Annotated in this window: 19 protein-coding genes; 10 read left to right on the forward strand and 9 right to left on the reverse strand. The window is 60.6% G+C overall.

From position 1 onward, the window contains the following. Nucleotide 1: 1 nt before the first annotated feature. The 3 genes from qoxD to AC6I6H_RS04015 all read left to right on the forward strand — a co-directional run bounded on the left by qoxD (nucleotide 2) and on the right by AC6I6H_RS04015 (nucleotide 2,618). Nucleotides 2–286 carry a cytochrome aa3 quinol oxidase subunit IV gene (gene qoxD, locus AC6I6H_RS04005; RefSeq protein WP_497951596.1) on the forward strand — a complete coding sequence of 95 codons (285 nt, stop codon included), beginning with the start codon at nucleotides 2–4 and terminating at the stop codon, nucleotides 284–286. A gap of 194 nt (nucleotides 287–480) precedes the next feature. Then, a complete protein-coding gene (locus tag AC6I6H_RS04010) occupies nucleotides 481–1,890 on the forward strand; it encodes an MFS transporter (RefSeq protein ID WP_497951598.1) in 1,410 nt (469 codons plus the stop codon). Between the two features lie 41 nt (nucleotides 1,891–1,931). Then, nucleotides 1,932–2,618, forward strand: coding sequence for an ArsR/SmtB family transcription factor (locus AC6I6H_RS04015; RefSeq protein WP_497951602.1), 687 nt, complete (start codon nucleotides 1,932–1,934; stop codon nucleotides 2,616–2,618). A gap of 49 nt (nucleotides 2,619–2,667) precedes the next feature. On the opposite strand, the gene AC6I6H_RS04020 is transcribed toward AC6I6H_RS04015, so the two are convergent. Further along, complete coding sequence (locus tag AC6I6H_RS04020) at nucleotides 2,668–4,425, reverse strand: glycoside hydrolase family 2 protein (protein WP_497951604.1); 1,758 nt, start codon at nucleotides 4,423–4,425, stop codon at nucleotides 2,668–2,670. A 158-nt stretch (nucleotides 4,426–4,583) separates the two neighbouring features. On the opposite strand from AC6I6H_RS04020, the gene AC6I6H_RS04025 reads away from it, so the two are divergent. Both AC6I6H_RS04025 and AC6I6H_RS04030 read left to right on the forward strand, forming a co-directional pair. Further along, nucleotides 4,584–5,489 carry an ArsR/SmtB family transcription factor gene (locus AC6I6H_RS04025; RefSeq protein WP_497951607.1) on the forward strand — a complete coding sequence of 302 codons (906 nt, stop codon included), beginning with the start codon at nucleotides 4,584–4,586 and terminating at the stop codon, nucleotides 5,487–5,489. A 103-nt stretch (nucleotides 5,490–5,592) separates the two neighbouring features. Continuing rightward, nucleotides 5,593–6,828, forward strand: coding sequence for an MFS transporter (locus tag AC6I6H_RS04030; protein WP_497951609.1), 1,236 nt, complete (start codon nucleotides 5,593–5,595; stop codon nucleotides 6,826–6,828). 168 nt (nucleotides 6,829–6,996) lie between these two features. On the opposite strand, the gene AC6I6H_RS04035 is transcribed toward AC6I6H_RS04030, so the two are convergent. Beyond that, nucleotides 6,997–7,716, reverse strand: coding sequence for a 3-ketoacyl-ACP reductase (locus AC6I6H_RS04035; protein WP_497951611.1), 720 nt, complete (start codon nucleotides 7,714–7,716; stop codon nucleotides 6,997–6,999). Between the two features lie 120 nt (nucleotides 7,717–7,836). Beyond that, a complete protein-coding gene (locus AC6I6H_RS04040) occupies nucleotides 7,837–8,712 on the reverse strand; it encodes an ROK family protein (protein WP_497951613.1) in 876 nt (291 codons plus the stop codon). Between the two features lie 219 nt (nucleotides 8,713–8,931). On the opposite strand from AC6I6H_RS04040, the gene AC6I6H_RS04045 reads away from it, so the two are divergent. Then, nucleotides 8,932–9,147 (forward strand): hypothetical protein, encoded by a 216-nt coding sequence (locus tag AC6I6H_RS04045; RefSeq protein ID WP_497951615.1) that lies wholly within the window; start codon nucleotides 8,932–8,934, stop codon nucleotides 9,145–9,147. A 32-nt stretch (nucleotides 9,148–9,179) separates the two neighbouring features. Continuing rightward, the gene (hemH, locus tag AC6I6H_RS04050; RefSeq protein ID WP_497951619.1) at nucleotides 9,180–10,229 is read left to right on the forward strand and encodes a ferrochelatase; all 1,050 of its coding nucleotides are present in this window, start codon (nucleotides 9,180–9,182) and stop codon (nucleotides 10,227–10,229) included. Here the strand turns inward: hemH and AC6I6H_RS04055 are convergent. From AC6I6H_RS04055 to AC6I6H_RS04075, 5 genes are all read right to left on the reverse strand, one after another. Next, entirely contained in the window at nucleotides 10,211–10,525 is a 315-nt protein-coding gene (locus AC6I6H_RS04055) for a hypothetical protein (protein WP_497951622.1), read from the reverse strand. The genes hemH and AC6I6H_RS04055 overlap by 19 nt on opposite strands. A 192-nt stretch (nucleotides 10,526–10,717) precedes the next feature. Then, nucleotides 10,718–11,266 (reverse strand): mismatch-specific DNA-glycosylase, encoded by a 549-nt coding sequence (locus AC6I6H_RS04060; protein ID WP_497951625.1) that lies wholly within the window; start codon nucleotides 11,264–11,266, stop codon nucleotides 10,718–10,720. Continuing rightward, a complete protein-coding gene (locus AC6I6H_RS04065; protein WP_497951627.1) occupies nucleotides 11,202–12,701 on the reverse strand; it encodes a PstS family phosphate ABC transporter substrate-binding protein in 1,500 nt (499 codons plus the stop codon). The genes AC6I6H_RS04060 and AC6I6H_RS04065 overlap by 65 nt, the downstream gene beginning before the upstream one ends. A gap of 130 nt (nucleotides 12,702–12,831) precedes the next feature. Beyond that, the gene (locus AC6I6H_RS04070) at nucleotides 12,832–13,407 is read right to left on the reverse strand and encodes a ribonuclease H-like YkuK family protein (RefSeq protein WP_497951629.1); all 576 of its coding nucleotides are present in this window, start codon (nucleotides 13,405–13,407) and stop codon (nucleotides 12,832–12,834) included. A gap of 413 nt (nucleotides 13,408–13,820) precedes the next feature. Next, nucleotides 13,821–15,005, reverse strand: coding sequence for an aminotransferase class I/II-fold pyridoxal phosphate-dependent enzyme (locus AC6I6H_RS04075; RefSeq protein ID WP_497951631.1), 1,185 nt, complete (start codon nucleotides 15,003–15,005; stop codon nucleotides 13,821–13,823). Nucleotides 15,006–15,251: 246 nt separating this feature from the next. Between AC6I6H_RS04075 and AC6I6H_RS04080 the strand changes: the two genes are divergently transcribed. The 3 genes from AC6I6H_RS04080 (at nucleotide 15,252) to AC6I6H_RS04090 (ending at nucleotide 17,640) form a co-directional block, all read left to right on the forward strand. After that, complete coding sequence (locus AC6I6H_RS04080) at nucleotides 15,252–15,698, forward strand: MarR family winged helix-turn-helix transcriptional regulator (RefSeq protein ID WP_497951633.1); 447 nt, start codon at nucleotides 15,252–15,254, stop codon at nucleotides 15,696–15,698. A gap of 20 nt (nucleotides 15,699–15,718) precedes the next feature. After that, entirely contained in the window at nucleotides 15,719–16,708 is a 990-nt protein-coding gene (locus AC6I6H_RS04085) for a ring-cleaving dioxygenase (protein ID WP_497951637.1), read from the forward strand. Between the two features lie 410 nt (nucleotides 16,709–17,118). Further along, nucleotides 17,119–17,640 (forward strand): hypothetical protein, encoded by a 522-nt coding sequence (locus tag AC6I6H_RS04090; protein WP_497951642.1) that lies wholly within the window; start codon nucleotides 17,119–17,121, stop codon nucleotides 17,638–17,640. A 1,107-nt stretch (nucleotides 17,641–18,747) separates the two neighbouring features. Here the strand turns inward: AC6I6H_RS04090 and AC6I6H_RS04095 are convergent. Further along, a complete protein-coding gene (locus AC6I6H_RS04095) occupies nucleotides 18,748–19,137 on the reverse strand; it encodes a hypothetical protein (protein WP_497951647.1) in 390 nt (129 codons plus the stop codon). Nucleotides 19,138–19,186: the final 49 nt, after the last annotated feature.

The raw sequence follows: 19,186 nt of genomic DNA on the forward strand, positions 1-19,186 counted from the left end.
TATGAAACAATTGTTTCCCGCCCGCCATGTGATGGGATACCTGTTCTCTCTCATCCTTTCGGCCGTCGCGTTGTCCGTTGTCTTTTTCGACATGTCCTTCGCTTTGGGCATGGGCATTCTGACCGTCACGGCGGTCATTCAGGCCACCCTGCAGCTGACGCTCTTCATGCACATCGGCGAAGATCCGTCGCGAGGGCATCTGTACCTGAACATCATCTATGCCGCTTTCGTGGCGTTGGTCACGATTTTCGGTTCTCTGTTCGCCCTGGTTTGGGGCTGGGATTAAGAACGGTACAAAGCCTCCCCATCCGCAAGCATTCTAAAACTCCCGCATGCCGGCAGCCCGGCGCGCGGGAGTTTTTTTGCGTTTCCGTCCGATTTGCGCCAACCATCTTGCAGTCCGGCGAAATTCATGCTAAATTATATTTCATCATTGTAATTTATTTAAACGTAAAATTTAATTTCAAAGGGGTTGTTCCGATGAGTTCGCTCTCCTCTCCTCCCGCGCGTCCGGGGCTGTTTCGGGCTGCATCCGCCGCCAACCGTTCGTTTGTGGTTTTGTTTCTGGCCTCCGCTTTTTGCAACCTCGCTTTTTCCGCTTATTTGACGACGGAGTCCTGGTATGTGGTGACCGGTCTCGGGCTCGAATCCCGGCTCGGGCTGATCATGATGGCGACGACTCTGCCCCGGCTGATTTTTATGCTGGCGGGCGGCGTCCTGGCGGACCGGGGCAACCGGCCGCGGGTTTTGTTTCGGCTAAACATCCTGCGCGCCCTGCTCGCCGGAGCTTTGGCGATTGTCTTCCAGGCCGGAGGGCTGGGATTCGGGACTCTGCTTGTTTTCGCCGTTTGCTTTGGCGTCCTGGATGCCTTTTTCTGGCCGGCCAGCCAGTCCCTCCTCCCGCATGTCGTACAGAAGGAACAAATCGTCCGCGCCAATTCCCTTCTCCAGACGGCCAACTACCTCACGATGCTGCTTGGGCCCGCTTTGGCCGGCCTTCTGATTCAGACCGGCTCCTATAGTACCGCCTTTGGCTTCGTAGCCCTGCTGCTGGCGGCCGCCGGACTGCTGGTTCGCCACGTGAAGGAGCGCATCTCCTCCGAAAGCGCGCCCTCTCCGGCAGCGGCCCTGCCGGAAGCCGAAGGGGGAGCCGGCGCGGAAGCCCCGCACCCATCGGACAACGAACCCCTTCTCTCCGATGAAGAACCCCTGTCCGGTTCCGCAACCGTTCCGGCGGATGCATTGGCGGCGCAGACGGCGGCCAAACGTCCGCCCGTTCTTCAAACGCTGCGGGAGGGATTCCGGTACGTCCGCTCGATGCCGCTGCTGAAAACGTTTATGCTTACTTCCATTCTGGTTAACCTGCTGCTCATGGGCCCGGTTAACGTCGGCATTCCGATCCTCGCCAAACAGGCGTTGAACGGCAATGCATTAGCCCTTAGCGCCTTGGAAGCGGCGATCTCCGCCGGCATGATTCTGGGCGCCACGGTGATCTCCTTCCTGAATATCCGGAAGAGACGGCCCTTGATCAGCCTGTCCATGCTTGTACTGATGGGAGGCAGCCATGCGGTGCTCGGCTTTGCGTCCGGGCTTGCCGCTCCCGCCGCGCTTCTTTTTCTTTCGGGCATCTGCCTGTCGTTCAGCAATATACTGACCATGTCGCTCGTGCAGGAGACCGTCGACAGCCGGAAGCTCGGACTTGTCACCAGCCTGATGTCTACCTTTTCGCTGGGGTTTGCTCCGCTATCTTATGCCATTGTCTCCGCGCTGCTTTCCGCCGGCATCCCGGTCTCCGGCATTCTGGTTGTCTCAGGCGCCGGGACGCTGGGCACGGCTGCGCTCATTCTCCTCCGCGCCCGCATCGTTTGGACGGCGGATCGGACCGTATGATATGCTAATAGGCGTACCCACGTATATCGGGAGGAAACGCCGTGAGATGGAAAACCCAAAGCGTCGAGCTGATGAAGCTGCTGTCGGACCCGCGCCGAACCCGGATTCTGCATCTGGCCTCGGAGCAGCCGATCACCGTCAAGCAGATGGCGGAGCAGTTGAATGAGGACCCGCTTCGTCTTTACTACCATGTCAAAAAGCTGCTGCAGGCCGATGTGCTGGAAGTCGTTGAAACCCGGCAGCAAAAGAACCTGACGGAAAAGTATTACCAAACGAAGGATCTTCACGAAGTGTACTACCGCGGAGACGTCGGGGAGCAGTCCGAGCACCCGGAAGCGGCCCTCGCTTTGCTTCGCCGCCTGGTAGACCCCGGCTTTCGCCTTTACGGCAAAGCGCTGGAGAAAATCCGCCAAGAGGGGCTGCATTCCGAAGACGGGGAGGCGCCGCTGCACCGGCTGCCGTATCAAGTCTCTTTGACCGGAGCGACGGAACGGCTGACGGCTCGGGAGTGGTATAATTCCATACTCCCCATTCTTCGCGCTATAAAAAAAGACGGCCAGCTTCCCGAGGATTGGCCGGAGCCGCCGTCAATGGAACGTTCCGATGAGATCGGCACGTATCAGTATGTTCTGATCAGCTACAAAATTGAAGAAGCGATAGAGCAAGGCGTGTTTGATGAACTGGACGAAACGGAAAAAGGACCTCCGAACGAAGCGCCGCAGCAGTAAGGCAGGAACAGGAAGAATCCCGCAGAGCATGGCGTCTGCGGGATTCTTTTTATTGTCCTGAATTTATCGCCCGGATCGTCTCGACCGGAAGCTTGGGCCGGCGGTCGTACGTCAGCAAGCCGTTGATTTCCTGCTCGACGTCCGTCAGCTGCGTGTAGCAGTAGCCCTGGATAACGGCGCTCTGCCGCAGGGGCTCGATCACGTCGCGCAGCCGCTTCCCGAACTCCTCGTCGGAATGCGCCAGCTCGTTGTACCCCCACCCTTTCCAGTCGCTTTTTGGATAACCGACCCCGCCGAACTCCGTCACCAGAATCGGCTGCCCGCGGTAAGCGAAGCCGCCGACCGAAAGCTGCCGGTCGCCATAGGTGCGGGATGCGTTTTCCGCCGTCGTGCCGAACCGTTCGTTCAAAACGCTTCGCCGCCCGTCGTAATCGTGAATGCCGTACAAATCGGTCTCCACCATCTCCCAGCCGTCATTGGAAATGACCGGCCGCATCGGATCAAGCGATTTTGTCAGATGGTACATAGCGAGCGCATGCTGCTGCTGCCGCTTGTCCACCTTGATGTTGGGAACGCCCCAGCTCTCGTTCAGCGGCACCCAAGCCACAATGCTCGGATGGTTATAATCGCGCCGGACCGACTCCTGCCATTCCTGCGTGAACCGCCGGACATACTCTTCGGAGTAATTTTGCGCATTGGCCGCTTCGCTCCAGACGAGAAGCCCCAGCTTGTCGCACCAATAGAGAAACCGCGGGTCTTCGAGCTTCTGATGCTTCCGCACGCCGTTAAAGCCCATGGCCTTCACCAGCTCCACATCGCGTCGGATCGCTTCGTCGCTTGGCGGAGTCAGGTTGCCGTCCGGAAAATACCCTTGATCCAGCACCAGCTTTTGAAAATACGGGCGGTTGTTCAGGCAGAACTTGCCTTCGTCCACCGAGACTTTGCGCATTCCGAAGTAGCTTGACGCCTCATCCACCGTCCGGCCGTCCTCCGTAAGCCGGAACTGTACATCGTACAGACGGGGGCGCTCGGGGCTCCAGCACTGCTCCATGTCGTGCTTTTTGAAATCCGCCAGACGAATTATCCGTGTCTGCCGGTCGCTCAGAACGGTCAGGCTGTCGTCGGCCACCACCTCGCCTTCAAACGAGATGACGGTTTGCAGCCGAAGCGGGCCGCAGCCGTTCGGCCGCCGGACCGCCGATTCAATTTCGATTTGCCAGTTGTCGATGTCCGGCGTAAACCGGACGTATTCCAAATGTACCCCGGACACCGCTTCCATCCATACCGTTTGCCAGATTCCTGTCGTTCTCGTATAGAATATGCTGGCTGATTCCCGCTCCCAATACTGCTTTCCCCGGGGCAGCGTGAGGTCCCGGCTGCGGTCCGCCGCCTTGACGACAATGACATTGTCCGAGTCCCGCAGCGCTTCGGTAATGTCCGCCTGAAAAGGGGTATGCCCGCCCTCATGCCGGACGACCAGTATGCCGTTCACCCAAACCTGCGCTTCATAATCCAACGCGCCGAAATGCAGCAGCGTCCGTTTGCCCCGGAATTCCTCCGGCAGCAGAAGCGTCCGCCGGTACCAGACCGTGTCGTGAAAATCCGTATCGCCGATGCCGCTAAGCTTGCTTTGGAAAGCAAACGGCACGTGAATCGTTAACGGCAAGGGCACGTCTCCCGTTTGCCAGCCCTCGACAGCGCCGATCTCCTCGTCGTCAAAGGCAAATTCCCATTCCCCGTTCAGATTCATCCAGGTTTTGCGTTCAAATTGAGGCTGAGGGTGCTCCGCTCTCGGAAGCTGCTCCATAACCGCTCCTCCTTGTTAACTTAAAAGTTAATTTAATAACACAATAAAACCAACCTTATTATGCCTTGCTCAACTTCAAATCGTCAACTCTGGATTGATTAATTAACTTTTAAGTTATACAATCAAAAAAAATCCGTTTTTAGCCAAAGGAGTCAAGCATGGATATTCGCGTAACGCGGCAAAACCTCGCCTTTCTGGAATGCTTCTCTTCCGAAACGCGGATCCGGATTATCGAGCTGCTCGACGAAGCGCCGCTCAGCATCAAGGAATTGGCCCAGGCCCTGGCGTTGTCCTCCGCCATCGTCACCAAGCATATTCAGAAGCTGGAAGCGGCCGGCATCGTCGGAACGGACAGCATTTCCGGCACCCGCGGCAGACGGAAGGTGTGCCGGCTGCAGGCCGACGCCGTCACGCTCCGGTTCCGTTCGCCGGCCGAGCCGGACCGGAACCGCTACGAGGTTTCGGTCCCGGTCGGGCAGTATTCCGATTTTCGGGTAAAGCCGACCTGCGGGCTCGCTTCGGCTGAAGGGCTTCTCGGCATGGTGGACGACCCGCGTTATTTTGCCGGGCCGGATCATGTGAAGGCCTCCCATCTGTGGTTTGGCAGCGGGTACGTGGAATACCGCATCCCCAATTACCTGCTCCGTACGCAAAAGGCAAAGCGCTTGGCGATTTCCTTTGAAATCGGCTCGGAAGCGCCCGGCTACAACGAAAACTGGCCGTCCGACCTGACCTTTTCCATCAATGAAACCGTCCTTGGCACCTGGACCTGTCCGGGCGACTTCGGAAGCTCGCGCGGCGTCTACACCCCCGACTGGTGGGCCATGGGAACGCAGCACGGCCTGCTGAAGACGCTCACGGTCCGCTCCGACGGGTCCTACATCGACGGCGTCCGCCTGTCGGATGCAACCCCGGATCAGCTGAACCTCCGCTTCGGAGAGGAAATCCGCTTCCGCATCGCCTGCCCGGAGACGGCGGAGCACTGCGGCGGCGTCAGCCTGTTCGGCCGGTCGTTCGGGAATTACCGGCAGGACATCGAGGCGGTCGTCTTTTACGAAGGCTGATCCGCCTCTGCCCGGAAATCAGCCTCTTCCGCAATCCGGCCGAAGGGCGTTATAATGGAGCCTGTGACAAAAACAGGCGTTCGGCTGGGGGCATCTACAGGAAATGAAATTTTTGCAGCAGTACCCGAGGGAAATCAAAGTGTTTCTGGCTGCCAGTCTGATCAACGCGACCGGAAGCGCCTTGATGTGGCCGCTTGTCACCATGTTCGTGTTTGACGAGCTGGGACGCAATATGGCGGATGCCGGTCTCGTCATCCTGATCCAGTCGCTCGGCGGAATCGCCGGGCAGTTTCTCGGCGGCTCGCTCTACCACCGGGTCGGCGTAAAGCGGCTGATTGTGGGCGCCTTGGCGCTCAATGCCGCCTGCTTGTTCCTGCTGCCGTTCATCAGCGGGTTCTGGTACTTGTTTATGGCCATGATGCTGTTCATCGGATTCTTTAATTCCATGTCCCTGCCGGCGATTCAATCGTTTATCGGCTTCCGGTTCGCCAAGCGGAGAGCGGAATTGTTCAATACGATCTATGTCGCCAACAATATCGGCGTCGCGCTCGGCACCGCCATGAGCGGCTTTCTGGCCGATTTCTCCTATTCGCTAAGCTTCGTTCTGAACGGCGTGACCTCGGTTGTTTTCGCCCTCTTTTTTCTGGTGTACCTGGGCAAGGTGGAAGGAATGGGGGCGGCGGGCGGCGCCGGGAGTGCCGCTGCGAAGCATGCCACTCCGGCGGAAAGCAGCTGGTTTCTCATGAGCAACGTCCGGCTTTACCTGTTCATGGCGCTCGGCGGCCTGCTGCTGCACGTTGGCAACTCGATCTGGAACACCGGCGTGTCCCCGTTTATCATCTCGGAAGGAATGGAAAAGAAGGCTTACGGCTTCCTGTGGACCCTGAACGGCATTATGATCTTTGCCGCGCAGCCCGTTGTCCATCTGATCCGCCGCTACCTCACGCGGACCATTTCGTCGCAGATGACCGCCAGCAGCTTGTTCTATGCGGCCGGCTATGCGGCGATCCTGCTGTTCCAGAGCTACCCGGGCATGGTGCTCGGCATGGTCCTTACGACGCTCGGGGAAATGCTGATTTCCCCGACCATGCCGGCCTTCCTGTCCGAGCACGGCGGCAAGAACGCGCCGTTCTACATCGGGCTGACCGGCGGGATCGGATCGGCCGGCCGTGTGGCGGGCCCGTACCTTATGGGCAAGCTTTATGACGTCGGCGGTCTGCCGCCGGTGACCTGGCTCGCCATCGGAACCGCACTCGTTTCCGCCGGTTTTTACGCGGCGCACGGTAGGGCCAGCCGGACGATCCAGGCGGCCTCCGAGGCGTCCGCATCGGCGCTGTAGCTCGCGCAGGCGTCCGGCGGCCTTGGTAACCGGCGGGATGTGTGTTCTGCGCCAAGGGAACCGGACGCCCCGCCCCGCCGCAGGCCTCCGGGTCCGGCCAATGCCAAAAAAGCTGAATCCCGCACAGAAAGACGGGACTCAGCTTTTTTCTTATTCCGGCAGCCCGGTTTATTGCGGATTCGTGGTCCAGATGCCAGCCGTTTTCACAAACACCCGGTCCGGCAGCTTCAGCGCGGCCAAAGCGAGCTCCGCCACATCCTCGGGCTGCATCATCCGGTCCTCGTCGCCGATCTTCAGTCCCGCGTTCACGGCCAGCTCGGTGTTGACCGTGCTCGGTGTAAGCGCCACGACGCGGATGTTGTGCTTGCGGACCTCCTGTGCCAGCGATTCGGTCAAGCCCATCACGGCGAATTTCGAGGCGCAGTACGCCGAGCCTGTTGCGAAGCCGCGTTCGCCGGCCGTGGAGGATACGTTGATGATGTTCCCGCTGCCGCGTTCCACCATCGCCGGCAGAGCCGCGCGCGTTACGTAATAGGTGCCGAACAGGTTGACCTCGACGATGCGCTCCCACTTCTCCGGGTTCATCTCCGCCAGCGTGCCGAATTCGGCAATCCCCGCGTTGTTGATCAAGACGTCAAACGCGCCGAGCTCCTGCTGGATGGCGGCCACCGCCCGTTCGGCTTCCTCCCGGACGGAAATGTCCGCACTGGCGGTGCTGACCTTGACGCCGTACGTGCCGGTCAGCTCATTCCGCAGCGACTCCAGATCGGAGGCGGTGCGGGCGATCAGCCCCAGGTTTGCGCCTTCCTTGGCCAGCGCCACAGCCAGCGCTTTGCCGATTCCTTTGCCGGCCCCGGTGATGACCGCCGTTTTTCCTTTCAATTCCATGGTTTCTTCAGCTCCTTGGTATGATTTCTTTGTATGTACCTTCTCCATTATACACAAAAGCGGCGCAGTCCCAACGGGACGCGCCGCTTCCTTGGCATGAAAAAGGTCTGATTACACGTGTTATCCCTGAAGAGCCAGCAAGCCGAGCGCCAGCGAACCGGCCAGACCCGCGTTGTCGCCAAGCCCCGGGGGAACGATGTACGCGTCGATTCCTTCCGTAATGGCCGGATGGGCGACGTATCCGTTCAGGTTCTTCTGCACTTCTTCGCGGATAAGCGGGAACAGCTGCAGCTGGTGCATCACGCCGCCGCCGAGAATGATCTTTTGCGGAGAAAGGAGCAGAATGGCCGAGGTCAGCGCCTGCGCGATGTAATACGCCTGCATGGCCCATGCCGGGTGATCCGGAGCAAGCTCGCTGCCTTTGACGCCCCAGCGCTTTTCCACCGCCGGTCCGGCCGCCAGGCCTTCCAGGCAGTCGCCGTGATACGGGCACCAGCCCGCGAATGGATCCTCCGGGTGCCGCTTCACCGGCACATGGCCGCCTTCGGGATGCAAGAGCCCGTGCACAAGCCGGCCTTCCGAATAAACGCCGACGCCGACGCCGGTTCCGATCGTATAGTACAGGCAGCTGTTCAGCCCCCGGGCCGCTCCCCAGGTCGCTTCGCCGTATGCGGCCGCGTTCACGTCGGTGTCCCAGCCAAAGGGCACGGGAAATTCCCGTTTCAGCGTGCCGAGAAAATCATAACCGGACCAGCCCGGCTTGGGCGTGGTGGTGACGTGGCCGTAAAGCGGGCTCGCCGGGTCGATGTTGATCGGGCCGAAGGTGCCGATTCCGATCGCCGCGACATCCTGGCCGCGGAAATAGGCGATGACCTGCTCCATCGTTTCCTCAGGCTGTCCGGTGGGGAAGCTCACCCGGTCCAGAATCGTTCCGTTCTCGTCACCGACGCCGCAGACGAACTTGGTGCCGCCCGCTTCGATAGATCCGATAAGCATTGTGTAAGTACCTCCTAAGACGTTTGTCCACTGCTTGGTTTGTTGCCGCATTCCAGGTTCCTTTTCAGTATAGCCGTCACAGCGCCCCATTGTCATCTGCTGATTCTGGAAACCCGTTCCCGCTCCTTTTCCGCGGCCCGAAGCCTGCACTCCCGCTCAGCCGTCCGGTCTGGTACAATAAAAAACGCCGGATAAACGGCGCGAAAGGGGTTCGATTGCATGGCTTCCAACCGGAGGCTCGAGACGGATGCCGACTTTGCGGAAGCGATGGAACGGCAAACCCGCATCCGGGTATTCAAAGACAATTATGTGATCGATTCGGGCGGCGTGATTATCCAGTTCAGCGATACGCTTGTCGTTCTGCAGGCCGGAGTCGGCGACCTGGGGTATCATTCCCGTACGGATTGCGAATTTTTTGAAATGAAGCGCCGCTAAAAAAGCCGCCTGCGGCGGCATGGGAGGCTACTATGAAACGCAAAGAAATCGGCGTGCTCCTTGCGCAAACCGGCACTCCGGAGGAGCCGACGGCGCGCGCGGTGCGGCCGTACCTGAAGCGGTTTTTGTCGGACCGGCGGGTGATCGACCTGCCTCCGCTCTACTGGCAGCCGGTTTTGCGCGGCATCATCCTGCGGGTGCGCCCGAAAAAATCCGCGGCCCTGTACCGCTCCATCTGGACCGAACAGGGCTCGCCCCTGCTGCATTATTCCCGCAGCCAGCAAAGCGGGCTGCAGGAACGGCTCGGCTCCGGCTTTCGGGTGGAGCTGGGGCTTTCCTACGGCGGTCCCGGAATCGAACCGGCGGTCCGCTCCATGGAAGAGGCCGGCATAACCCGCCTGCTCGTCCTGCCGCTGTTTCCGCAATATTCGTCCACCACGACTGCCGCCGTGCTGGATGCCGTCTGCTTCGCGGCGCTCGGACGCAAGCGGAGGAACGGCCCGGCGGCCAAACGCTTTGTTCCCGCCCTGCGGATCGCGGACGCCTATTACGACCATCCGGGCTACCTGGAGGCGATCGGAGCGCACCTGCGGGCGTTTGCTTCCGGCCTCTCTTGTGAACCGGATCACTATGTATTCAGCTTCCACGGCATCCCCAAGCGGTACGCCCGCACGGGCGACCCGTATCCCGCCCAGTGCCGGATCACCGCCGAGCGCCTGGCGGCTTTGCTCGGACTGGAGCAGGGCCGGTGGACCTTGTGCTTTCAGTCGCGGTTCGGCCGCGAGCCATGGGTCGGCCCCTCCGTGACAGAGGTTCTGCGCGGCTTGCCTGCACGCGGCGTCCGCCGGCCGCTTGTGTTCTCCCCCGGCCTTGTCACGGACTGCCTGGAGACGCTGCATGAGCTGGCCGTGGAAGGACGCGAAGCGTTCGCCGCCGGCGGCGGAGCCGCCGAGGACTGCTCGGTCGCGCCCTGCCTGAACGACAGCGCGCCGTGGCTTGACTTCCTCGCCGCCTATGCGAGGGAGAACGCCTCCGGCTGGACGCTGCCGGAAGCCGGACTCGTTCAGCCCCACAACGCGTAAGCAAATACGCTTACGATCGGAATCACCCACAAAAGCGGCAGCAAAATAGCTCGCGACGCGCCGTTGAACCGGCGTTTGCGGTAAAGCCTCCAGCTCCAGACAATCGCAAAAAGCGCGGCTAACGGATAAACCCAAATGAGCAGGTAAACGATCCACAGCCCTAAGGTTTTATCCGCGCCGGGCGCGTCGAACAGCATCGCGGAAAACGCCGCAAACACCAGCCATACCGCAGTAAACAGCACATAAAACAGCTGGAACAGCCAAAGCCTCCGCCGCGTAATCGTTTCTTTTTTCATGCCCGGTCCCCCCTGTATCTCTCCCTCCGCCGCCGGCACACGACGTGTGCCGAACCGCCTTTGTCGGGCGGCCGCTGCACTGCCCTTGTCCGGCGGCGGACTTTCTTGCCTTCTCAGCATAGGGCATCTCCGCCGTTTTGCAAAGGGCTTTTTCTCCTGTCCGGGGCGGGTTGGGGCGCTGCCCAAGCAGGCTCACTCCGCCCGCAAAAAATCGCCCAGCTGCCGGTAAATGGCGACGATTTCCTCCATCGGCATGCGGACCAAGCCGCTAGAAGAAGGCGCGACAAATTCCTGCATCCCCGCCGCAAACGGCTCCGGCTGAAAGCCCCAGTCCGCTTTCGGACGGCGGCTGTACTCCGTGTAGACGCCTTTGCCGACAAAGCAGACGACGCGGGGCCGGTAGCGCTCCAGCTTGCGGCGAAGAATTTCGCGCCCCTCCGCGTATTCCTCGCGGGCGATGTCCTCCACGCCCCGGGTGGGCCGGGCCACGATGTTCGTAAACCCGTAGCCGAGACGCAGCAGCTCGCCGTCCTCGGAGGCGTCGTAAAGCCGGGGCGTAAGGCCCGCCCGGTGCAGAATGCGCCAAAAATTGTTGCGCGGGTTGGCATAGTGATGGCCGAGCTCGCCCGATTTCAGGCTCGGGTTAAACCCGACGAACACAACATGCAGCCCGCGGTCAAGATGGTCCGGCACTTCGTTCACCGGAATCCTCCCCTTTCCTTCCGTTGTCCGGCGGCACATAACCGCCCGCTTCGACCAGCTTCGCCCCTTCCGGACTTTCAACAATCCACCGGACCACCCGGCTGGCCGGGCTGTCCGCCGGCTCGTCCGAGCGGGTTACGGCATAAAGAACCGCCGTAAACGGGTACCGGCCCGAAGCGATATTCGTCCGGTTTGCCTCCACTCCGTTTACCGCCAAAACCTTTACGTTCCCGCTGCGGTGCATCTGGCCGGCGTAATAGTAAAACGAATAGCCGATCGCATTCGCGGCATTTTCGTAGTCGGCGACGGCGTCGATAAGGCCGCCCATGGCGTCGATTTCGCGCTCGGTCGGCGGATGCGCCATGCTTTCGGAAGCCATCACGTTTTGTTCCATAAACGTCTGGCTGCCGGAATTGGCGTCGCGCTGATAAGCGACGATTTCCGCATCGGCTCCTCCGATCTCGCGCCAGTTGGCGATTCGCCCGGTATAAATCCCGCGGATTTGCCCGTCGGTCAGGTTGTCCACCGGATTGCGGCCGTTGACCAGGAAGACAAACGCGTCCCGGCCGATCGGCGTGAGCGTCAGCCCGACGCCGTTTCGTTCCGCAAGCGCCCGCTCCTCGTCCGACGGCCCGGCGACGAAAATCAGGTCCGTTTTCCGCTCGATCAGGCTGACGTACGCATTGTGGGTGGTATGAAAATGAACCTCATCCCGCGCCCGAAGGCGGTTCGCCCCGGTCAGCTCCGCGTAAAGCCGCTCCGCAAACGGAATGGCCGCTGTGGCTCCGTCCACCCGGGGGTATTCCCCGGACGCCATAAGCGGCTTTGCCGCCGTATGCTGCCCGGCCAGGAACGCGGCGGCGAACAGCAGGATAGCCCCGAGCAGCAGCGCGTTTCGCCCCCTGCGTCCCAGGCGGGGCCGCCATCTGCGCAGCCAGGCGATCCCGGCTGCCGCCCCGGCGCTCGGCAGAAGCGCAAGCAGCGGGAGAGCGGCGCTCAGCCGCCGCGGATAAAAAGCGAGCAGATCAAGCACGGGGTCAGCCCAAAAGACCAGGAGCTTGTATAAGGGCCCGGCGACGGCCTTTAGCTCGCTGCCGCCGCCGGATACGGACAGAACCCATAGCAGCAGAAGCCCGGCCGCCGTAGGCAAAGTCGCTGCCAGCAGAAACCGGCCCGAAAGCTGCCGTTCCCCCGCCATCAACGCACCCAAAACGGCAAACATCATGACAATCAAGACCAGGTAAACCGCCAGCAAAACGGCGGCTCCCGCGTCGGTGAGCCACTCCTCCCGCAGCAGGGGAATGAAAGCCGACTGTCCCAGCACCGCCACCGGAAACAGCAGGAGCGCGTAGGCCGCCGCAAAAACAAACACGCCGCGAAGAAACGCCCCGCAGCCCCGGCGCGGAGCGGCGGGGCTCTCCTCTCCCTGCCCATACTCCGTTCCGTCCGTCCTCTTCGTTTTCCGCTCGTCCATTTCGGCCCCCTGTTTGCTTCTCTTTTATGATTTACCCATTCTGCGGTTCGGGGGCGATTTCCTTTTTCAGGAAACGAAAAAAACCGCGAATTCCTCTTTCGCGGCTTATTCGAAATAACCCGGGGACTTGCTACAACACGATTCGGGCCGGGCGTTTGGTATACCGGTTGGCGTACGACGAAGCGGCGTAAGAATCGGGTTTGACGCGGGCGCGGTAAATGCCCATCGCTTCCACTCTATCCACCATCTCCTGCACATAAAGGGAGGTTTTGTTGACGATCGGCTGTGTACCGGCATCGATGTCGATATAAGTTTCCAAAGCAGCGCCTTGATAGACGTAGGGAAGCAGCAATTCTTCCATCCGGTCGATGGCTTCGCCCGCAAAATAAGCGGCCACTTCCTGGGACAGGGAGGTTTCCGTCGCCAGCTTTTCCTTTACGGAGATCAGCTCCCGAGGCAAAATCACCTGCCGGTAGCAGGCCCAGGCGCCCTTGCCGAGCCGCCGGATGATAATCCCCGTGATGAATTTCGTATACCCATTGTGCACCTGGCAGTCGGTTCCGATCACAAAGTGGAAGGTATGCTTCGGGTCCTGAGCGATAAAACGCAGCACGCGTTCATATACGTCTTCGATCGACAGTCTATTTTCCGAAATATTCTGAAAAATTAAGGCATTTTCGATCGGGGTTTGCTTTTGTAAACTCATATTCGTCACCTGTACAATGTACATTTCATCCTTTCGCCAGAATATCATGCCGTTGAGCCGCCCGGGCCGGCCAGGCGTCGCCTATCCGGGAGTTCCGCCGGTTTAGGGTTCCCAAACCGGGCGGTTTTTCCTCGTCCGCCGCTTAAAGAAAAGAACACGGCTGCGGGTTCGCAGCCGTGTTCTTGAAAACCTGTCCCTTGACCGGTGCATGGCCGGCCGGAAAAGCTCCTGCCGGGCAGGGATGGCTGCGAAAAAACAGGCGGCGGGAAAAAAAGGGCAGCGGGAAAGAAACGGCAGGCTTCCGTTCGTCCTTGCGTTTCATTCTCCCCGCCTCCTCCGCGAATAAGTTGTGCACATCGTACCACGGCTCTTTTTGGAGTGTCAACTTTACGTATTGTAAAGAGGCGCCTGCCCTAGCCGCGAAAGTCCGCCCCTGCCTGAAGAAAGACGCCGATCCGGCGTGCCGCTTCCTCCAGCCGTTCTGGCGGCTGAACGAGCGCGATGCGGACATAGCCTTCGCCCCGCGAGCCAAAGGCGTCGCCCGGCGTCACCGCCACGCCCGTCTCGTCCAGCAGCTTAAAGGCAAACCCGCGGGACGTCCAGCCTGCGGGAATGAGGGCCCAAACGAACATGGTCGCCGGGGTGGGCGGAACTTCCCAGCCCGCCCGGGCAAGCCCGCCGATCAGGGCGTCCCGCCTGGCTTCATAGGTCCGCACCAGCGAAGCGAAATGCGCATCGTCCAGCCCGAAGGCGGCTTCGGCGGCTTTTTGCAGCGGATGAAATACGCCGTAGTTCGTGTGCGACTGAAGGGCGGCCAAAAGCGCGAGCGCCTGCGGATGGCCGACAGCGTAGCCGACCCGGCAGCCCGCCATGTTAAAGGTTTTGGAAAGGGAATTGAACTCGATCCCGACCTCCTTCGCTCCGGGAACCGACAGGAAGCTGATCGAAGGATGGCCGTCAAAAATCAGCTCGGAATAGGCGAAGTCGTGCAAAACCAGAATGCCGTGCCGCTTGGCAAAGGCGACAACCCGCTCGAAGAACGCGCGGTCGGCCAGCGCCGCTACCGGATTGCCCGGATAGCTCAAAATCATCAGCTTTGCGCGGCGAAGCACCTCCGGGGGAACCGCGTTCAAATCAGGCAGGTAGCGGTTTTCCGCCGTCAACGGCATCGGGTAGGGAACGGCTCCGGCCAGCCGGACGCCCGCTTCATAGATGGGGTAGCCGGGGTCCGGCGTCAGCACGTAATCGCCGGGATCGGCGACCGCCATCGCCAGATGAGCCAGCCCGTCCTGCGAGCCCATGAGCTGAAGCACCTCGCGGTCGGGCTCAAGCGGCACGCCGTACCGGCGCCGGTAAAAGCCGGCCGCCGCCCGGTTAAAGGCCGCTGTTCCGCGCAGCGAGTAGCCGTATTGGCCGGTGTCCCGCACCTGTCCGGCCAGCTCCTCCACCACGCTTGCCGGAGGCGGAAGGTCGGGGCTGCCCACGCTCAGGTCGATGACGGCCAAGCCTTTGGCAATGGCCGCCTGCTTGCGGTCCGCCAGCTCCGTAAAGATCCCGGTGGTCAAAATTTGCAGCTTCTTCGATGCCGAAACCTCCATGCTCTTGTCCCTTCTTTCCTGTTCGCGGCTTGATCGGGCCGTATGTTCGCGGTATTGCCCGTTGGGTTCGCTCGTTTTGTTTCCCTTATCATATTCGCTTCCGGAGGTTTCGGCAATCGGACAATCGCGTTCTTCCGGCAGGTTGACTTTTTGTCGGTTTATTTTTAAACTTAGTATAAGTTAATAACTAAACTCAAAATGTAACAAGTGTTGAAGATCAGCGGGAGTAAAAAGGGAGGTTTTCCGATGACGAAAAGCACGGAGGACAGCGAAGGCAAGCGGTCCCGGCAGGAGGAGCGGCGGGGGCTTTTGCTCTGGTTCCGGCTCGCCCGGTTTTACAACCGGAGCATTCGCGAGACCAACCAGCACTTGAGCCGGTGGAAGCTGACAGCCGCCCAGTTTGACGTGCTCGCCCAAGTGGGCGGAGCCGGCCGGATCACGCAGCAGGAGCTGGCGGACAAGCTGGTCGTTACCAAAGGAAACATTACGCAGCTGCTCGCAAAAGCCGAGGAATCGGGCTGGATCCGGCGCGAGCAGGAGTGGAAAACCAAATACGTCTCCCTTACGGAGGCGGGAAACCGGCTTTATCAGGAGGTTGTTCCGGTTCAGGAGCAATTTCAGGCGGCGCAATTTGGCGCGCTTAACGAAGATGAACAGCGGCAGCTGCTGGAGCTGCTCAAAAAACTGCGCTGACGAAAGGAGCGTTCCCTCTAATGAACGTAAAAGGTACCCATCATCTGTCCGCCATGACCGGCTCGGTCGAAAGAAATTATGAATTTTACACCAAGGTGCTCGGCATGCGGCTCGTCAAAAAGACGGTCAATCAGGACGACACCAGCGCGTACCATTTGTTTTACGGAGACGAACGGGGCAATCCGGGAACGGAGCTGACGTTCTTCGATTATTTGCATATCGGGCAAAACCGGGAAGGCGCCGACAGCATATCGGGCATGTCGCTCCGGGTTGCAAATGACGAAGCCCTGGCCTATTGGGAAACCCGGTTTCGCGAGTATGGCGTACAGCAGGAACCCGTCGTGTCCTTTGCAGGACGCAAAACGCTTTTCTTCCGCGATCCCGAGCAGCAGCGGCTGGCCCTCGTTTCCGACGAAACCAACACCGGCGTGCCCGGCGGCACTCCATGGGAGAGAAGCGCCGTTCCCCAGGCATACGGCATTGTAGGCCTCGGCCCGGTCAAGCTGACCGTGCGCAAGCCCGAATTTACAGTCGCCGCGCTCAAGCTGCTCGGCTTCCGGGAAACCGGACGTTATCCGGCCCTTGTCCCGGGACAGCCGGAGATCCTCGTGCTGCAGACCGGGGAAGGCGGCTCGGGCGCGGAGGTGCAGGTGGAGCCGCGCGACGATCTGCCGCCCGCCCGTCTCGGCAGAGGCGGGGTCCATCACGTCGCTTTCCGCGTCGAGGACAAGGAGGAGCTGCTGCAGTGGGAAGATGTACTGAACCGGCACGGGCTGGCGAACTCCGGCTTCGTCGAGCGGCACTACTTCCGGTCGCTTTATTTCCGCGAGCCGAACGGCATCCTGTTTGAGCTCGCGACCGACGGGCCGGGCTTCGACACGGACGAACCGCTTGAACACCTGGGCGAAACGCTGGCGCTTCCGCCCTATCTCGAGCCGCGGCGGGCCGCAATTGAAGCCGGGCTGCGTCCGCTCGATACCTCCCGGCCGTTTGGACGCGAAAACGCTTGACCGTAACGCCGGGGAGGGACCGACTTTTCGCGAGCCACAAGGAACGGCAGCGCCCGGCGGAATAGACCGGCTTCGGGCGGCGATGGAGGGACCGACTCTCCCGGCCGTTTGGACGCGAAAACGCCTGTCCTTAACGACGGAGAGGGACCGACTTTTCGCGAGCCACAAGGAACGGCAGCGCCCGGCGGAATAGACCGGCTTCAGGGCGGCGATGGAGGGACCGGTCTCGAAATAGCAGCGCCGGGGGAACCGGCTTCAGGTCGAGGCCGGATCTGGGAAGGGGGCACCGGGAGGCACCGGGTTGGCTGATATCTGCCAAGTGTGGTACAATCCGGGCACGGCGAGTCCCGCTCCGCCCGGTTCGGGCGAGCGGGCGAAAGCCGAACCATGCAGGAATAACGGAGGCCGACATGCTGTCCTTTGATGAAAAAGTGCGCATTTTTGATTCTTTCCCGCAGCTGGAGCGAAAAAACGTATCGCTTGGCCGCGTGAATTACCATTACGAGGAAAGCGTGCATGAAAAGAAAACGGTCGTTTACCGGCTGCATCCGAATGGCAACGGCTTTGTTTACGCCGGCTTGCTTGAGGGGTATCCGACGGATGAAAAGGGCTTCGTGAACATCCGCGATTATTCGGAGGATGCGCTGCGGGAGCTCGTGGAAGCGTCCATCCGCTCGTTGTCCGAGGGCGGACCGGAACGTCCCGGCCCGGACGGAGGCTCAGGAGTGGGCGGTCATCTGGGGACGAAAGAATCGGTCACGAAAGGCTCGTCCTTGGGCGTCTGGGTGTCCGGTGAAGGCAGCCGTCTGGAGCTGAAGGAAGAAGACGACCTGTGGTACATCTACGCGGGGCTTTCTCTGGAGATGGTGTTTGAAACGCTGGACGAAGCGGAGGAGTATCTGCGCGAAGAGGGGTTCTCGCCCCAAAAATAGCCGCAAGTCCAAAGCCCTCTTCTCTATTCGCAAACGATGGGCAGCCGGGCGGCGGGGTTCTTGGCCGGATTTCAATCCGCCGCCTGCTTCCCTTTTGCTTGGCACCCGCACGGCAAGCAAAACACCCGGAGACCCCGGCTTGTCGGCCAGACAAGCGGGGCCCCCGGGCGTTTGCCGTTTTGATGCAGACGTTTCTTTCATTAAATCCGGCGACGGACCCGAATTCCCAGCGTTAGTGGTCTCCCGCTCGTAGGGCTGGACAGTAAGTGCAGAAAAGCAACTATTTTCCCTAATAACGGCCGTATTCCGCCAAATAGATGCATAAAAGCAATTATTTCTTTCGTTTTCCCTGAATATCGCTTCTTTATCCGAAAATAAGTGCGTTTATGGAATTATTTCGCGATAGAGGCCAAAAACCACGGAAATAAGCTTCGTTTTGCACCTATTTGCATCGCCGTTCCCTGGTGATCGGTCGCTTGCTCGACCCAGCCGCTCGCTTGCTCGACCCGACCGCTCGCCCTGCTCAGCCGCTCGCTTGCTCGGCCCAACCGCTCGCCCTGCTCAGCCGCTCGCTTGCTCCGCCCAACCGCTCGCCTCACCCAGCCGCTCGCTTGCTCCGCCCGACCGCTCGCCTCACCCAGCCGCTCGCTTGCTCGACCCGACCGCTCGCCCTGCTCAGCCGCTCGCTTGCTCGACCCGACCGCTCGCCCTGCTCAGCCGCTCGCTTGCTCCGCCCGACCGCTCGCCTCACCCAGCCGCTCGCTTGCTCGACCCGACCGCTCGCCCTGCTCAGCCGCTCGCTTGCTCGGCCCGACCGCTCGCCCTGCTCAGCCGCTCGCTTGCTCCGCCCAACCGCTCGCCTCACCCAGCCGCTCGCTTGCTCGACCCGACCGCTCGCCTCACCCAGCCGCTCGCTCCTAGACGATCTCCTTCTAAGCCAAAAAAGCCGCTGCAAAAGAATCTAGCAGCGAAGCCAACCGGATTGTCCCAGAGAGAGCTGCCATTCTTCTTGGACGGAGCACGAGTCACTGCCCGCGGAAGCAAACCGGATCGTCCAAGAGAAAACAACCAGCCTTCATGGATGGGGCGTTAGTCATCACCCGATGACTAGCTCTTGATCCGGTTTACCAGGTAAACGGCAATCTGCACGAAAGCTCCCGCGGCGATTCCGAACAGAACGCCTTGAAAGAAGCCGAGCAGGCTGGCCAGGTCCTCCCAGCCGCCGCGGTTGCCTTCCGCGTAGATGTACAGCATCGCCACCCCGCCCAACGTCCCGAGCAGGGTGCCGGCCCAAATCCATTTGGCTCCCGCCCAGGCGGAAACGTGAGCCACCGAGGAAACGACAAATGCCAGAAGCGCAAACCGGAGCGCGAACACCCACTCGAACGGTTCGTCCAGAAGCACGTAACGGTTGATCCAGATAAGCCCGGTAAGCAGCAGCCCGATCCCGACAAACCAGACCAGCCAGCGGGGGCTTCTTTTAGCCGGCAAACGCATGGGCCGCCCTCCTTCCGCGAGAACCTTGCACTCTGCGGTTTATGCCTTT

The organism is Gorillibacterium sp. sgz306347, from assembly GCF_059735245.1.

Bases quoted from the DNA above. Each gene is read 5' to 3' on its own strand.
- AC6I6H_RS04035 (WP_497951611.1), bottom strand. From the start codon at position 7,716: ATGGAATTGAAAGGAAAAACGGCGGTCATCACCGGGGCCGGCAAAGGA.
- qoxD (WP_497951596.1), top strand. From the start codon at position 2: ATGAAACAATTGTTTCCCGCCCGCCATGTGATGGGATACCTGTTCTCT.
- AC6I6H_RS04025 (WP_497951607.1), top strand. From the start codon at position 4,584: ATGGATATTCGCGTAACGCGGCAAAACCTCGCCTTTCTGGAATGCTTC.
- AC6I6H_RS04080 (WP_497951633.1), top strand. From the start codon at position 15,252: ATGACGAAAAGCACGGAGGACAGCGAAGGCAAGCGGTCCCGGCAGGAG.
- AC6I6H_RS04075 (WP_497951631.1), bottom strand. From the start codon at position 15,005: ATGGAGGTTTCGGCATCGAAGAAGCTGCAAATTTTGACCACCGGGATC.
- AC6I6H_RS04095 (WP_497951647.1), bottom strand. From the start codon at position 19,137: ATGCGTTTGCCGGCTAAAAGAAGCCCCCGCTGGCTGGTCTGGTTTGTC.
- hemH (WP_497951619.1), top strand. From the start codon at position 9,180: ATGAAACGCAAAGAAATCGGCGTGCTCCTTGCGCAAACCGGCACTCCG.
- AC6I6H_RS04060 (WP_497951625.1), bottom strand. From the start codon at position 11,266: ATGTGCCGCCGGACAACGGAAGGAAAGGGGAGGATTCCGGTGAACGAA.
- AC6I6H_RS04090 (WP_497951642.1), top strand. From the start codon at position 17,119: ATGCTGTCCTTTGATGAAAAAGTGCGCATTTTTGATTCTTTCCCGCAG.
- AC6I6H_RS04070 (WP_497951629.1), bottom strand. From the start codon at position 13,407: ATGAGTTTACAAAAGCAAACCCCGATCGAAAATGCCTTAATTTTTCAG.
- AC6I6H_RS04045 (WP_497951615.1), top strand. From the start codon at position 8,932: ATGGCTTCCAACCGGAGGCTCGAGACGGATGCCGACTTTGCGGAAGCG.
- AC6I6H_RS04065 (WP_497951627.1), bottom strand. From the start codon at position 12,701: ATGGACGAGCGGAAAACGAAGAGGACGGACGGAACGGAGTATGGGCAG.
- AC6I6H_RS04020 (WP_497951604.1), bottom strand. From the start codon at position 4,425: ATGGAGCAGCTTCCGAGAGCGGAGCACCCTCAGCCTCAATTTGAACGC.
- AC6I6H_RS04085 (WP_497951637.1), top strand. From the start codon at position 15,719: ATGAACGTAAAAGGTACCCATCATCTGTCCGCCATGACCGGCTCGGTC.
- AC6I6H_RS04010 (WP_497951598.1), top strand. From the start codon at position 481: ATGAGTTCGCTCTCCTCTCCTCCCGCGCGTCCGGGGCTGTTTCGGGCT.
- AC6I6H_RS04040 (WP_497951613.1), bottom strand. From the start codon at position 8,712: ATGCTTATCGGATCTATCGAAGCGGGCGGCACCAAGTTCGTCTGCGGC.
- AC6I6H_RS04030 (WP_497951609.1), top strand. From the start codon at position 5,593: ATGAAATTTTTGCAGCAGTACCCGAGGGAAATCAAAGTGTTTCTGGCT.
- AC6I6H_RS04055 (WP_497951622.1), bottom strand. From the start codon at position 10,525: ATGAAAAAAGAAACGATTACGCGGCGGAGGCTTTGGCTGTTCCAGCTG.